Source organism: Solitalea canadensis DSM 3403, from assembly GCF_000242635.2.
In the GTDB taxonomy this organism is placed as follows: Bacteria; Bacteroidota; Bacteroidia; order Sphingobacteriales; family Sphingobacteriaceae; genus Solitalea; species Solitalea canadensis.
This window is the reverse complement of sequence record NC_017770.1, coordinates 5,069,586-5,083,988: the sequence shown is the minus strand read 5'-3', so window position 1 is coordinate 5,083,988 and position 14,403 is coordinate 5,069,586. Positions and strand designations below refer to the sequence as shown.

The 14,403-nt window shown below is 38.4% G+C and carries 14 protein-coding genes; 9 read left to right on the top strand and 5 right to left on the bottom strand.

Annotated elements, in window-relative coordinates; genetic code table 11:
- Positions 1-28: 28 nt before the first annotated feature.
- The 5 genes from SOLCA_RS21465 to ytxJ all read left to right on the top strand — a co-directional run bounded on the left by SOLCA_RS21465 (position 29) and on the right by ytxJ (position 2,037).
- Positions 29-712: a tetratricopeptide repeat protein gene (locus SOLCA_RS21465; protein WP_014682593.1), complete on the top strand. Its 684-nt coding sequence runs from the start codon at positions 29-31 to the stop codon at positions 710-712.
- Positions 713-807: 95 nt separating this feature from the next.
- A complete protein-coding gene (gene ribH, locus SOLCA_RS21460; RefSeq protein ID WP_014682592.1) occupies positions 808-1,302 on the top strand; it encodes a 6,7-dimethyl-8-ribityllumazine synthase in 495 nt (164 codons plus the stop codon).
- A gap of 34 nt (positions 1,303-1,336) precedes the next feature.
- Positions 1,337-1,492 carry a hypothetical protein gene (locus SOLCA_RS23310; RefSeq protein ID WP_014682591.1) on the top strand — a complete coding sequence of 52 codons (156 nt, stop codon included), beginning with the start codon at positions 1,337-1,339 and terminating at the stop codon, positions 1,490-1,492.
- Between the two features lie 87 nt (positions 1,493-1,579).
- Positions 1,580-1,708: a hypothetical protein gene (locus SOLCA_RS23820; RefSeq protein ID WP_014682590.1), complete on the top strand. Its 129-nt coding sequence runs from the start codon at positions 1,580-1,582 to the stop codon at positions 1,706-1,708.
- Entirely contained in the window at positions 1,708-2,037 is a 330-nt protein-coding gene (gene ytxJ / locus SOLCA_RS21455) for a bacillithiol system redox-active protein YtxJ (protein ID WP_014682589.1), read from the top strand. Before SOLCA_RS23820 ends, ytxJ begins: the two co-directional genes overlap by 1 nt.
- 133 nt (positions 2,038-2,170) lie before the next feature.
- On the opposite strand, the gene SOLCA_RS21450 is transcribed toward ytxJ, so the two are convergent.
- Positions 2,171-2,575, bottom strand: a complete 405-nt coding sequence (locus tag SOLCA_RS21450) for an OsmC family protein (RefSeq protein WP_042481875.1) — start codon at positions 2,573-2,575, stop codon at positions 2,171-2,173.
- A 204-nt stretch (positions 2,576-2,779) separates the two neighbouring features.
- Here SOLCA_RS21450 and lipA point away from each other — a divergent pair, with 204 nt between their 5' ends.
- The 3 genes from lipA to SOLCA_RS21435 are packed head-to-tail and all read left to right on the top strand — an operon-like array spanning position 2,780 to position 5,009.
- Entirely contained in the window at positions 2,780-3,658 is an 879-nt protein-coding gene (gene lipA, locus SOLCA_RS21445; RefSeq protein ID WP_014682587.1) for a lipoyl synthase, read from the top strand.
- Between the two features lie 17 nt (positions 3,659-3,675).
- Positions 3,676-4,221: an RNA polymerase sigma factor gene (locus SOLCA_RS21440; protein WP_245536735.1), complete on the top strand. Its 546-nt coding sequence runs from the start codon at positions 3,676-3,678 to the stop codon at positions 4,219-4,221.
- An 8-nt stretch (positions 4,222-4,229) separates the two neighbouring features.
- Complete coding sequence (locus SOLCA_RS21435) at positions 4,230-5,009, top strand: anti-sigma factor (protein WP_014682585.1); 780 nt, start codon at positions 4,230-4,232, stop codon at positions 5,007-5,009.
- A 68-nt stretch (positions 5,010-5,077) separates the two neighbouring features.
- On the opposite strand, the gene SOLCA_RS21430 is transcribed toward SOLCA_RS21435, so the two are convergent.
- Both SOLCA_RS21430 and uvrA read right to left on the bottom strand, forming a co-directional pair.
- Positions 5,078-6,580, bottom strand: coding sequence for a bifunctional ADP-dependent NAD(P)H-hydrate dehydratase/NAD(P)H-hydrate epimerase (locus SOLCA_RS21430; protein WP_014682584.1), 1,503 nt, complete (start codon positions 6,578-6,580; stop codon positions 5,078-5,080).
- A 48-nt stretch (positions 6,581-6,628) separates the two neighbouring features.
- Positions 6,629-9,475, bottom strand: coding sequence for an excinuclease ABC subunit UvrA (gene uvrA, locus SOLCA_RS21425; protein ID WP_014682583.1), 2,847 nt, complete (start codon positions 9,473-9,475; stop codon positions 6,629-6,631).
- Between the two features lie 281 nt (positions 9,476-9,756).
- On the opposite strand from uvrA, the gene SOLCA_RS21420 reads away from it, so the two are divergent.
- Positions 9,757-12,429, top strand: a complete 2,673-nt coding sequence (locus tag SOLCA_RS21420; RefSeq protein WP_014682582.1) for a TonB-dependent receptor domain-containing protein — start codon at positions 9,757-9,759, stop codon at positions 12,427-12,429.
- Positions 12,430-12,509: 80 nt separating this feature from the next.
- Here the strand turns inward: SOLCA_RS21420 and SOLCA_RS21415 are convergent, their stop codons facing one another.
- Together SOLCA_RS21415 and SOLCA_RS22610 are read right to left on the bottom strand one after the other, a co-directional pair.
- Positions 12,510-13,367 (bottom strand): lytic transglycosylase domain-containing protein, encoded by an 858-nt coding sequence (locus tag SOLCA_RS21415; protein WP_014682581.1) that lies wholly within the window; start codon positions 13,365-13,367, stop codon positions 12,510-12,512.
- 99 nt (positions 13,368-13,466) lie between these two features.
- Entirely contained in the window at positions 13,467-14,387 is a 921-nt protein-coding gene (locus SOLCA_RS22610) for a lytic transglycosylase domain-containing protein (RefSeq protein ID WP_014682580.1), read from the bottom strand.
- Positions 14,388-14,403: the final 16 nt, after the last annotated feature.

Genomic DNA, 14,403 nt, shown 5'->3' with positions numbered 1-14,403 from the left:
GTATTTTTGCGCACTCAATATAGTACAAATGGCAAAAAATCAAGAGAATAATCATCAGGAAATCGGTGGTTTAGATTTACAAGGGCAGTTCGGAAAAACAGAAATGTTTGTTACCGAAAACAAAAAAAGCCTTCTAATCATTCTGGGAGCAATTGTGATTATGGGTGGTTTATTCATAGGTTGGAACCTTTACCATAAAAACCAGGATAAAGAAGCACAGGATCAAATGTTTAAGGCTGAACAATATTTTGAAGCTGATTCATTAGATAAGGCTCTTAACGGAGATGGTAACTTCCCTGGATTTGTAAAAATTATTGACGAATACAGTGGTACAAAGGCTGCTAATTTGGCTTATTATTATTCAGGTATCATTTACCTTAAGAAAGGTGAATTCCAAAAAGCAATTGACAACTTAGAAAGTTATAGTTCTAAAGATGAGGTTACCAGTGCAACCGCTCTAGGTGCAATTGGTGATGCATACAGCGAATTAAAGAATTACGATAAAGCAGCTGATTATTACAAAAAAGCAGCTGATAAAAAACTGCAAAGCTTTTCACCAATCTACTTAATGAAATTAGGTATGATCTACGAGGAGTTGAAGAAAAATGACAAAGCTGTTGAAGCTTACAAAACGATCAAAACTGAATACGCTGAATCGCAACAAGCACGTTCAATTGATGAATACATCGCTCGTGCTGAAGCAAAGTTATAATCGGCTAAAGTTCTAACTGAACAAAAATATTTAAGCGGTGAACAGTACTTTGGCTGTTCGCCGTTTTTATTTCCTGCTAACCTTTAAATCAACATATGGCTACTGCATATAAAAATTTATCAGACTTTTCTGAATCAGAAGTACCTTCTGCTCAGGGATATAAATTTGGAATTGTTGTTTCTGAATGGAACCATAAAGTTACTGGAGCTTTATTAGATGGTGCCATTTCTACATTAAAGAATTATGGTGCTGCCGATGAGCAAATTATTACTCACACAGTTCCAGGCACTTTTGAATTAAGCACAGGAGCACAGCTGTTATTAGAATCAGAAACGTTTGACGCGGTTATTTGTTTAGGCTGCGTTGTTCAGGGTGAAACCCGTCACTTTGACTTTATCTGCAATGCTGTTTCAATTGGCATTACGGATGTGGCTTTAAAATACAACAGACCTGTGATTTTCGGTGTTTTAACAACTGATAACATGCAGCAGGCTATTGAACGCGCAGGCGGCCGACATGGAAATAAAGGTGATGAAGCAGCAGTTACTGCTATCAAAATGGCCGATCTTGCTAAAAAGTTGAAAAAATAATAACCAATAGTTTAGGTTTTGCGTATAAACGGTTATGAAAAAGTCAGCCGTTTTGTTAGTACTTACCTGCATGCTATCTGGAATACTTTTTGAGGCATGTGGAAGATATCAATGTCCAGCGTATGCTTCGGGAATAACAGCAAAGCCTGTAAAATCTAAAGGAAAGAAAAAAGACCGTTTTAAAGACTAAACGAGACATTTTTACACTTTGATGTTCAAACAAATTTTATTTTTCGTAATTATTACGGTATATTAATAAAACTAAACTCCAAACATAATGAAACGTATTGCTGTTATACTACTTTGCGCGTTTATTGCAGGTACTGTATTAGAATCTTGCCGCAGTGGTGAAAAATGCCCGGCTTATTCGACAACAAAAAAGCCTAAAAAACAAAGGTATTATTAATGAATTGGATTGCGTTAACAGCTGAAGAACAGCTTCACGAGATTAAAAAACATCAGGGTTTCAGTATTATTTTCAAGCACAGTACACGTTGTTCTATCAGCCTGTTTGCTAAAAAACGGTTTGAAAGCGATTGGCTGGAGCTCCCGGAAAATACATCCGTTTATTATCTCGATCTGTTAACATACCGACCAATTTCAGCGATGATAGCAGAAATGTTCCAGGTTCATCATGAATCACCTCAGTTATTATTAATTAAGGAGGGTGAATGTATCTATGAATCTTCTCATGGTGAAATTAGTGTAGAAGACACCGTAGAACAGATGATTTAAGATAATAATTGACATTTATGTAAAATAAAAAGAGGAGACCTAGGTCTCCTCTTTTTATTTTAAGCTCTTCGTTATTTCTAATGTCGTTTAAATCCGACCTTAAAAGGCTCACCACTTTAGTGACTTAGGAAGACTACCAGTTAAATCTAAGTGACTGCACCAACTCCTCTTTTAAACTTTTAGCTACCGGACAGGTTAATGCTGCATTTTCCAGTAATTTCCGCTGACGATCATCGATTGCTAACTCAGGAAAATTAAACTCTACCTGAATTTCAGAAATTCTCCTGGGCTCAGCTCCCATTACTTTAACAACAGAAAAATCTGTTCCCGTAAGGTCAATATTTTCTCTGTTCGCCACTATTCCCATAATTGTCATTGCACAACTTCCTAAAGCTGCTGCAACTAAATCAGTTGGAGAAAAGGCTTCACCCTTACCATTATTATCAGTAGGTGCGTCTGTTATAATTTTAGTGCCCGACTGTAAATGCGTCGCTTCAGTACGTAAATCGCCTTTATAAATTGTTTTAACTGTTGCCATACTTTTATTATTGAGCCCAAATATAGATTTTAAGTGTTTATTATCGAACATGCATGTTAACTGAACGTCACAAATTTATACTTCCGTAATCAAACTGTAATTGTGCTTTTAAAATCGTACATTAATCAGGATATTTGCATTTTGAAATTCCACCCAACAATTTAGCGGATTTAGGGTTTTACCATATAAGATATTGAGATTAATATGATTGAATTACCGGTAGTTAAAGCCGAACCCAAAATAAAAAAACCAGACTGGTTGCGCGTAAAATTGCCAACCGGTAAAGAATATGCACATGTTCGCTCACTGGTAGATGGTCACAAACTCCACACTATTTGTGAAAGCGGTAATTGTCCCAACATGGGCGAATGCTGGGGAGCAGGAACTGCAACCTTTATGATCCTGGGAAATATATGTACTCGCTCTTGTTCTTTTTGTTCAGTAGCCACAGGACGCCCTTTGGCAGTAGATCTTGAAGAGCCTGAACGTGTGGCTAGTTCAGTAGCGTTAATGCAGGTAAAGCATTGCGTTATCACTTCAGTGGATCGTGACGACTTGAAAGATGGTGGTTCTACCATTTGGGCAGAAACTATTCGTGCTATTCGAGAAAAAAGTCCGCAAACATCTATGGAAACCCTTTTACCCGACTTTAAAGGCCAATGGGATAACTTAGAACGTGTTTTAGCTGAAAAACCAGAGGTAGTTTCTCATAATATTGAAACTATTCGTCGTTTAACCAAAGAAATCAGAATTCAGGCTAAATATGATCGTAGCTTAGAATGTCTTAAACGTATCAACCAAGCCGGCTTACGTACAAAATCTGGTATTATGCTGGGCTTTGGAGAAACCGAAGATGAGGTTTTTGAGGCAATGGATGATTTACTGGAAGCTGGTGTTCATATTTTAACTGTCGGACAATATCTACAACCAACAAAAAATCACCACGCAATTATTGAATTTATCCACCCTGACCAATTTGCGCGATACAAAGAAGTTGGGTTGGCTAAAGGATTCAGATATGTTGAAAGTGGACCATTGGTTCGTTCTTCGTATCACGCTGAGAAACATTTGTTCCCATTATAAATCTAACCTGATTTCACTTGAAGAAACGTTTAATGCTATCGGAAGATGAACTTGTTACCGGGCTGAAGCAAAAACAGAAGCTAGCAATTGAGGCCTTGTACAATATGTATTCATCCGCATTAAATGGTATAATCTTTCGGATAGTTCAATCAGAAGAAGAAGCCAATGATGTATTGCAGGAGGTTTTTCTGAAGATTTGGGAAAAGGCGGTAAGTTATGATGTATCAAAGGGACGTTTATTCACTTGGATGGCCAATATAGCCCGTAACCAAGCGATAGACAGGCTTCGTTCTAAATCTTTCCGGAATGATAGTAAAAACCAGGATTTGGATAACAACGTAAATACTATTGATTATCTGAACAATGTTTCACTTTCACCAGAGCACATCGGAATCAAGGATTTATTGCTAAACCTGAAACCCGATCAAAAGGCTATTGTGGAAATGATATACTTCCAGGGTTTTAAACAAAGTGAAGTTGCGGAAGAATTAAATATTCCATTAGGAACCGTGAAAACCCGGTTGCGCATGGCAATTATGGAATTACGTAAATTTTTTAATTGATTTTAGCTGTGGACGTAAAAGAATATATTGAATCCGGGATACTTGAAATGTATGTTTACGGAGCTCTTTCAGAAGCTGAATCACAGGAAGTGATAGCCATGGCGGCCAATTACCCTGAAATTGCAGAGGAACTGGCTAAAATTGAAGAAAATCATGAAAGTACATCTTTGGCAATGGGAATTGAGCCAAGTTCGATTACAAAGCAACAGATCATGTCTCAAATAACCAATACCAAAGTAGACAAACCGATTATTCCTCTCTACCCAACGAGATTATTTGCCTATGGAATGGCGGCCTGCTTAACCTTATTATTGATTAGTAGTATTGCGGCTTTTACTTATTGGGAACGTTGGCGTTCATCACAACGTGAGTTACTGACTGAGCAAGCATCTAATGCCCAAATAGCAGCTAGCATGGCATCCATGAAAGATGACATGAATACTTACCGTGGAGTGTTACACAACCCCGATGTAAAAAAAGTTCATTTAGCATCAACCTCTTCTTTCCCCGGAAATGAAATCATGGTTTATTGGAATAGTAAAAGTGCCAATGTGATGGTTGATATGCTTAACCTACCTGAAAATGACAGTGAGCACCAATATCAACTGTGGGCCATAGTTGATGGAAAACCAATTGATGCAGGAGTTTTTGATGTGAAGAAGAACCAGAAAACAATGTTCAAAATGAAAGATATCAAAGGAGCTCAGGCATTTGCTGTAACGCTTGAACCTCGTGGCGGAAGCAGAAACCCTTCTATGGACAAAATGTACGTAATGGGGAAAATATAGGTTTGGATTACACTGATTTTTGTTTGATCACACCAATTCCTTTTTGATTTTTCTTCCTGACTGAATGATTAATCGTGTTTTACTATTGAATACATTACCTTGTTTATCTCTGTGGCTAATTGGCTCGCAGGAATAACATTTATTCCCATTCTTCTGACAATTTCACATCCCGCTTTCCCGTGTAAATAGACTCCTGCAATTGCAGCCTGTGGTGCGAAATAGCCTTGAGCTAATAATGACGCTATAACACCTGTTAATACATCTCCCGAACCTCCGGTTGCCATCGCAGGCGTTCCAGTAAGATTAAAATAGAGGGAACCGTTAGGAGTTGCAATGATCGTATACCGATTTTTAAGTACAATTATCAAATCCCGTTCCCGGGCTTGTTCCTGCATGGTTATTAACCTAGAATGCCAACTAAAGTGCTCGCCAAACAAACGATCAAATTCTTTAACATGTGGTGTAATGATAGATTGTTCAGGCAAAAGGTTGAACAATAACTGATCATCCGAAAGCATGTTCAACGCATCGGCATCCAATACAATTGAACCTCTAAAGTTCTGGAGTGTTAAGCTTAGTAATTCCTTTGCTGTAAGATTTTTTCCTAAACCTGGTCCTATAGCGATTGCATCATAATTTTTCCAATCGATTTTTGAATGGTCATCGGGAATTGCCATCACTTCAGGTAACCGGCTGTTTAAGGCAGTTAACCCTGATGCAGGAATAAACGCAGTTGTTAAGCCACTTCCTGTATTTAAGCTTGCTTCAGCGCACAACAATGCCGCGCCCATGGTTTCCGGTTGCCCAGCAATAATTAGTGTATGTCCGTATGTTCCTTTATAACTAAAATTATCTCGTACCCTAATTATTTCTTTTATATCAGCCTCTTCTATAATAACTTTATCGCTAACACAATGCTGTATAAAGTGCTCATCCAGTCCAATGTCAACCACTTCCCATTGCTTAATAAACGGTGACGATTCTGGAAGTAGAAAATTTAGTTTTGGACGTTGAAATGAAATAACAAGATCTGATTTCAGGATGACGGCATCTTTATCGATCAATTGATCAGCAAACATCCCGGTTGGGATATCCACTGCAATGACATTCTTTTCAAAACCATTCAGTTGTTCAACCCAAAGGGCAATACTACCTTCTAAAGGTTTATTTAAGCCTGATCCTAAAATAGCATCAATAATTACCTCAGCTTGATTAGGAGGAAACTCCATTCCATCCTGAATAATTTCATATTGAATTGATGTTTTTTTTAGTCGACGTAAGTTTTCTTCAAAATCAGGAGTTGTTTTAAAACTGTGTTGCAGAATAATAACGCTTATATTTCTATACTTCTCTGCATTTAGCAGGCGCGCTACAGCCAGGCCATCTCCTCCATTATTACCGGTTCCACAATAAACAGCAATTGAAGTATGCTTGTGAGGTACTTCAATCATAAATCGTTGAACAAACGCCTTACTCGCCCGTTCCATCAAATCAATGGAGGCAATGGGTTCATGAGCTATGGTATAGGCATCAGCCTCACGAGTTTGTGTTGCGGAGATAATCTTTTTCATCGTTAGTTGAAAATTACATCAATTTACACAAACCAAAATTTCACCTTATTACAAGTTCATTTCTTTTTTCAGAAATTCTCCGGTAAAGCTTTTCTTACTCTTAGTCAATCCTTCGGGAGTTCCTTCAAACACAATTGTACCACCGCCTCTTCCACCTTCAGGTCCCAGATCAATGACATGGTCGGCTACTTTAACAACATCCAGATTATGCTCAATAACCAAAACAGTATTGCCTTTTTCCACCAATTTATTCAATACACCCAACAGCACACGAATATCTTCAAAGTGCAACCCTGTTGTTGGTTCATCTAAAATGTAAAATGTTTTTCCCGTATCTTTTTTAGAGAGTTCAGTAGCCAATTTAACTCGCTGAGCCTCTCCTCCTGACAAGGTAACCGATGACTGCCCAAGTGTAATGTAACCTAAGCCGACATCAAGTAATGTTTTTATTTTACGATAAATAGCAGGAATATTTTCAAAAAACGGCACAGCATCTTCTACACTCATATCCAACACATCACTGATCGATTTGCCTTTATAACGAACCTCTAATGTTTCACGGTTATAGCGTTTTCCCTGGCACTCTTCGCATTTCACTAACACATCAGGCAGAAAGTTCATTTCAATAACCTTCATTCCCGCACCCTGACAGGTTTCGCATCTTCCGCCTTTTACGTTGAAAGAAAAACGTCCGGGTTTATATCCTCTGATTTTTGATTCAGGCAATTGCGTATACAAATTCCTGATATCAGAAAACACTCCGGTATAAGTGGATGGGTTTGAACGAGGTGTACGTCCGATTGGTGTTTGGTCAATTTCGATTACCTTATCGATATGTTCCAATCCTTCGATTTTTGAATACTCCAATGGCTTCTTCTTTGCATTGAAGAAATATTGGTTAAGAATTGGATAAAGAGTTTCTGTAATTAAAGTTGATTTACCACTTCCTGAAACTCCAGTAACTCCAATAAATTTACCTAAAGGAAATTCAACTGAAACATTTCTTAAGTTGTTTCCTTTTGCCCCAATCAGTTTTAACAGGTGACCATTACCATCCCGACGTTTTGCAGGAACTTCAATACCCTTAACCCCGTTTATATAATCGGTTGTTATCGTGTGAAAATTCAACAATTGGTCTGGAGGTCCTTGAGCAACAACCTCTCCTCCATGCACACCCGCGGCAGGCCCCATATCAATTACATGGTCAGCCTCAATGATCATATCTTTATCGTGCTCAACCACTAATACAGTATTGCCTACATCTCGCAAACTTTTTAAAGCTTCAATCAAACGGGTATTATCACGCTGATGCAGCCCAATACTTGGTTCATCTAAGATGTAAAGCACATTGACCAATTGCGAACCAATCTGCGTTGCCAAACGAATTCGTTGTGCTTCTCCACCAGAAAGTGTTCTTGCTGTTCGGTCAAGCGTCAGGTACACTAAACCAACGTCTAAAAGAAATCCAATACGAGCCCTGATTTCTTTCAAAATTTCGTGGGCAATAATATTTTTTCGTTCCGATAAATGCTCTTCTATATTTTCAAACCATTGCTTCAAGGTGCTTACGTCCATGCAGCTTAGTTCAAAAATATTCTTATCATTAATTTTAAAATGCAAGGCTTCTTTTTTCAAACGAGCGCCATGACATTCCGGACAAACCCTAAGCGTTCTGAAACCTTCCAGATCCGTTCCGTTTTCATCATCCTTCCGGTTTTCCTGCTGTTCTTCCAGTGTTTTAATCAGACCATCAAATGTAACCTGGTAGTTTTGAGTGTTGTGACTACCGTACTTTACAGGAACTGAAATGATATCCGGAGCACCGTTAAGAATAATATCTTTTACTTCCGGCGACAATTTTTCAATTGGGGCCGATAGAGAGAACTCATATTTCTTAGCTAAGGCCTTCAGCATTTGGAACATCCATGTTTCACGGTATTCTCCTAAAGGCGCTAAGCCTCCTTCTATAATGCTTAACTTAGGATTGGGTATTACCGAATGTTCGTCGACTTCTAACACATATCCTAGTCCACTGCATTTAGGACAGGCGCCATATGGTGAGTTAAATGAGAACGTATTAGGCTGCGGTTCATCATAAGAAATTCCTGTAGTCGGACACATCAAAAACTTCGAGAAATGAGAAACGTTATTTTCCTTGTCAGCAATTTTGATGATGCCTTTAGCTTGTTTCATGGCAGCAGCAACAGAATCAACAATGCGTTTTCGGTTATCTGCTTTGGCTTCAACCCTATCAATTACAATCTCAATATCGTGGATTTTATAACGATCTAACTGCATTTTGGGCGTTACATCCAAAATCTCATTATCGACCCTAACTTTCGTATATCCTTGCTTGCGAATTTGCTCAAACAGTTCGCGATAATGACCCTTTCTTCCCTTTACAACCGGAGCTAATATATTAATGCCCTTACCATCATATTGCTCCATAATGGTATTGATAATTTGTTCCTCCGACATTTTTTGCATCAGCTCGCCGGTATTGTACGAATAGGCATCCGCAATACGTGCATACAACAAGCGCAAAAAATCATAGATCTCTGTAATTGTTCCAACCGTTGAACGAGGGTTCTTAGAGGTAGTTTTTTGTTCAATCGCAATTACCGGACTCAAGCCTGACACTTTATCCACATCAGGACGCTCCATACCACCCATAAACTGACGGGAGTAGGCACTAAATGTTTCCATATAGCGTCGTTGCCCTTCAGCATAGATTGTATCAAATGCTAATGACGATTTTCCACTACCACTCAGTCCGGTAATTACAACCAGCTTATTACGAGGAAAGGAAACATCTATATTTTTCAGATTATGAACACGGGCACCGTAAACTTCAACTTCGGCCTGCTCACCTAAATCGGTAAAATTTTCACTCATTTTTTCTGAAAGATGATCTGTTATTAATGGCCATCAAGAACCAGCCAAACAACTTTCATTGTTGCATGAGTGCTAAACTCAATGCTGGTTTTTTTAGCAAGAAACATGATATGGTCGCAAAGATAAGGAAATAATATTACGGGTAAGGGTTTGATATTGCGTGTTATTCAATACTCATGATTATTTTTTTAGTAAAATCCGGGTAACTGTATTGTTGCATACTTACCTTAAACCTTATTACGTTTTATAAATCTATCTTTGAAATAACTAAACTAACATACGTGAAATTGACTTTATTATCATTTAGTAAGAAACTGGGAATCTTACTTATTCTATTCATCTTGGCAGCGTTTTCAGCTAATGCCCAAAATAACACTTCAACCAAAGTTGCCACTTCAGGGAAAATTTCAGGTAAAATTATCGACTCACAAACGCAGCAAGCGTTAGATTTTGTAACTATTTCCCTATTAAAATCAACTGAAACGGCAGCTTCAAAAGGTACTTATACCAATGAGAGTGGCGAATTTCTTTTCCAAAAAATTCCATTTGGTGCTTATAAAATCACTATTAGCTACGTTGGGTATGAAACCATTACTTTAAACAATATCGCTATCAATGAAGGTAAACCTACTATAGACATTGGTGATCTGAAGCTTAAACAAACTTCCAACAAGCTTAATGAAGTTACTGTTACAGCACAACGAAGCCCTTTTCAGGTTGGTGCTGAAGGAGTAACGTATAATGTGGAAGAAAGTTTGCAAAACTCTGGAGCCACTGCTGTTGAAGCATTACAACGCATTCCTTCCGTACAGGTAGATGGTGATGGAAAAATTTCGATAAGAGGAAGCAGTGATATTAAAGTATTAGTCGATGGAGAACCAACAGAGCTTTCAAAGGTGCTGGATATGATACCAGCAAGTGCGTTGCAAAAGATTGAAGTACTAACTAGTCCGTCCGCAAAGTACAGTGCCGAAGGGTCTGGTGGTATCATCAATATTGTAACCAAGAACCGTGCAGGGCTGCGTGGCAGTAGTGCAGTTGTAGGCTTTAATGCTAATACCCGAAATCGTTATAGTGGCCGCTTAAGTGCTAATTATTATACACGCAAATTCTCCAGCTTTAACAATTATAATTACAGCCCATTTAGTAATAATACGGCAAGCGAATTACAACGTGAAAACTTTAGTGTAAACGGCACTACTTATTTAAACCAGTCGAGCATTGGTAACAATAGCGCTCAGAATCATAACTTATTTTCTAATAATACGTATCGTTTCAATCCGGCTAACAGTATGACATTTAATCTTGGACTTACGGTTAGCAACAATGATAATTACAACAGTTCACTAAGTAATCAACTTGATAAGGATAAAATTCAGTACCGTAATTTCAATAGAATTACTTCTTCGGGAAGTGACAATCTGACGATGAAAGCTGGTGTTGGTTATCGCCATGTTTTCATGGATAAGGGTCAGCAGAAAGCAGCAGAACGAATGACCAAGATGTCCGACTCAATGCGAATTGTAATGCAGAAAAACCCTGGCATGGCAGATTCTTTACGCCGTGTTATGCAAAATAATCCTCAAGGAATGCGAGATATGGTTCAACGTGCCGGCGGAGGAGCTGTTGTTCCGATGATGGGAAATGCCGGTGGTGGAGGCAGAGGCATGGGTGGAGGCCGTGGAATGAATGCATTTAGTTTCCAAAGCATGAAGGAGTTTAAAACGGAGATCAACTATTCTAGAACGAATCGCACAAGTAACAGCAATTACGATCAGTACAATTTTGTAAAGGAGTACGTTCCTGTCAATGACACTACATTACAAAGAACCTATAGCCGTGATTACACTAATTCAATCAACTTTAAGGCTGATTTAATTTGGCCTTTCAATCAGAATAAAAGCCGTTTTGAAGCGGGTATTAGCTCAGACTTATCACTAGACATGAACCGTTATAGGATCGACACATTAGGCAGCAATGGCTTTAATGAAGTTGATTCACTTCGTAATGACTTCGATAAAAATGATTTGATTAGTTCGGGATATCTTCAGTTCACACAATCGTTAGGTAAATTTACCATTACAGCAGGTTTACGTCTGGAACAATACAATCTGGTTGTTAATAACCTTGTTTCTCCCGATAAAGACTTTGATAAACCTTTTCTGACTCTCCATCCAAGCATAAACGTAATGTATAAAATTGATGATATACAGAGTTTGCGTTTTGGTTACAGCAACAGGATTAACCGCCCAACAATGGACCAGCTTAATCCTTATGTCAATATAACAGATCCGTTAAATATAAAAGAAGGTAATATCAATCTTAATCCTTCCCGCGGTAACACTTTCGAGTTGGGTTATAACCGTTTTACCGGTGTGGGAAGCATTGGTACCTCATTGTATTACCGTCAAACAGATGATATGATTACCAGCTATACAGTTGTTGGCCCAAGGAATATCTCTAATACTACTTATTTCAACCTGGGTCAAAATAAAGCATGGGGTGTTGACGTAAATGGTAGCATCATGTTTTTTGCAGGAAAGCTGAATATCAATGCTGGAGCAGGTGTTAACAGGAATATCTTTACGAACAGGCTACAAAGTGAGCAAAACCGTGACAGGTATAGTTATAATGGTAATGCTGACGCAAGATTAACATTGCCTAAAAACTGGAACTTTGGAGCTAATATTCGTTATTTTGGACCACAGGCATTTGTTCAGGGTTATACCAAAGGCTATGTTACTGCTGGAGCTGACTTGAGAAAAAGCTTCCTGAACAGAAAACTTAACTTCACGTTGAGTGCCGACGATTTATTTAATACCCGCAATGCGGCAAGGATTACTTCAGGACAGTTTGTTCAGACTAGTAAGAATCAAACGATCAGCCGTGTGATCAGAGTTGGTCTTAACTATAATTTAGGTGGATTTAAATCTGCCGGTGGGCCTCCGCGATAAGAAAGTCAAAATCAGCTGATAATAAAACAAAAAGCCGCCCAGGTTGAACCGGGGCGGCTTTTTAAATTTCACCTACTGCACTAGTTTCTTGCAGTATTCTGTTTTACGTTCTTTAAAGAGGAATAACCAACGCGCTTAAGCATATTGGTAATAAACTCCGGACTGTAAGCATATAAATTACTCAAGTTGATCGAATAACCTGCTGAAACAGTTTTAATGGGAGTTTGATTAGTTACAATGTTTACTTTGTTTTTGTTGATAGCCGTTTTCATGGCAACTAACTTGTAAACGTAGCTCGATGTTTCTTTATTGAGCTGTAACTTAAAGTAATCATCCTCATTTTGTTGCTTCGTATGCCTTTGAAGTCTTGTAGACCCAATGTTGTACGCTGCTGCAACCATCGTCCATGAACCGAATTGTTTATACAAAACTTTCAAATAACGACAAGCTGCATCTGTTGATTTTACAGGATCATAGCGTTCATCAACGCCATTTCCTACAGCCAATCCAAAGTGACGCGCCGTGCCTGGCATAAACTGCCAAAATCCGGCTGCTCCTTTTGCAGAAGTGTCTGTACTGAAGCCTGACTCAATTAGCGGGACATATTTAAAATCCTGAGGTATTCCATGCTTTGCCAGAATAGGCTCAATCACTTTAAACCATCTCTTTGCTTTTACTCTTGCAGTATAAACTTGACGATTTGTCATGTTTGTACGATGCAATGTGGCAAAAAACCGCTTTTTTACTTGGGCGTCTTGTAACGGGATTTGCTCTCCGGCAAAGTCCGGTACTACTGGTGACACCTTTGTACTTGCTGATGTAGTGCTCAGATTTCCCTTATTAATGGAAAATCCAGAATTTGAATTAAAGAACAATAAATTAATGAGAGCGAACACTATTACACCAGAAGCACACGCAATGAAGTGCTTTCTTATCATAGTCATTAAATCTAAGCAAGATTAAAATACATTAATCTCTGTTAAACTTATATCTTATTTAACCGGCATGTTATCAATTATCATACCAGTTAATTGTTTTTATATCCAGTTAAACAATCTGCCTGCACGAGCAATCAATTTCTTTTTTGAGCTGCCTGTTTTTGGCTGAATTGGTTCTGTTATTGGTTTAGGAGATTGATTGCTAGCATTTGGGTCAACCAATCCGGTTAATGCACCTAAACTTAACAAGCCAATACTACCTATTCCTTGCATATCAGCTACTCTTACTGATGAACTGCTAAAGTAAGGATCGTAATCATCTGCATTTTGAAAAACGTGTTTAAAAACTAACACCTTGTACACATAATTACCAGTCTCTTTATTTAACTTAAGATCAAAGTAGTCTTCTTCATTCTGACGATTCATTGCAGATTCTAAGGCACCGTGTCCTACATTGTAGGCAGCAGCAACCAGTGTCCACGAACCAAGTCGCTCATAAAGATCATTTAAGTAACGGCACGCAGCGATAGTCGATTTAACAACATCTTTCCGATCGTCTCCTTTTTTACCTACACGTAAACCATATGCACGCGCAGTTGCTGGCATAAATTGCCAAAACCCTACCGCACCAGAACGTGAACGAGCGTTTCTGTTGAACCCTGATTCAATCGCTGGTATAAATTTAAAATCGTCGGGAATACCGTATTGGGTTAAGATTGGTTCAATTACAGGAAACCATTTCGATGAAAGGTTCTGTAGATTTTCGATAAAGCTATGTGAAACTCTTGTATTAAGATTTCTGATAAACTTGTCATAAACAATATCGTTATCGAAAGGTACAGCTTCACCGGAAAACGCCAATGCTTCAATCAAATAACTTTGTGATGATTTATAGTCCGATTGCTTCATTACTAAAGCTGAACTAAATGGATCATCCGGTTTGTCTTTACTATTAGTGGCTCCAAAAACTGAAACCGAGAACGCAAGTAAAAGTGCGCAAATACTAAAGTGTTTCTTCATTCTATTTCTATAAAAC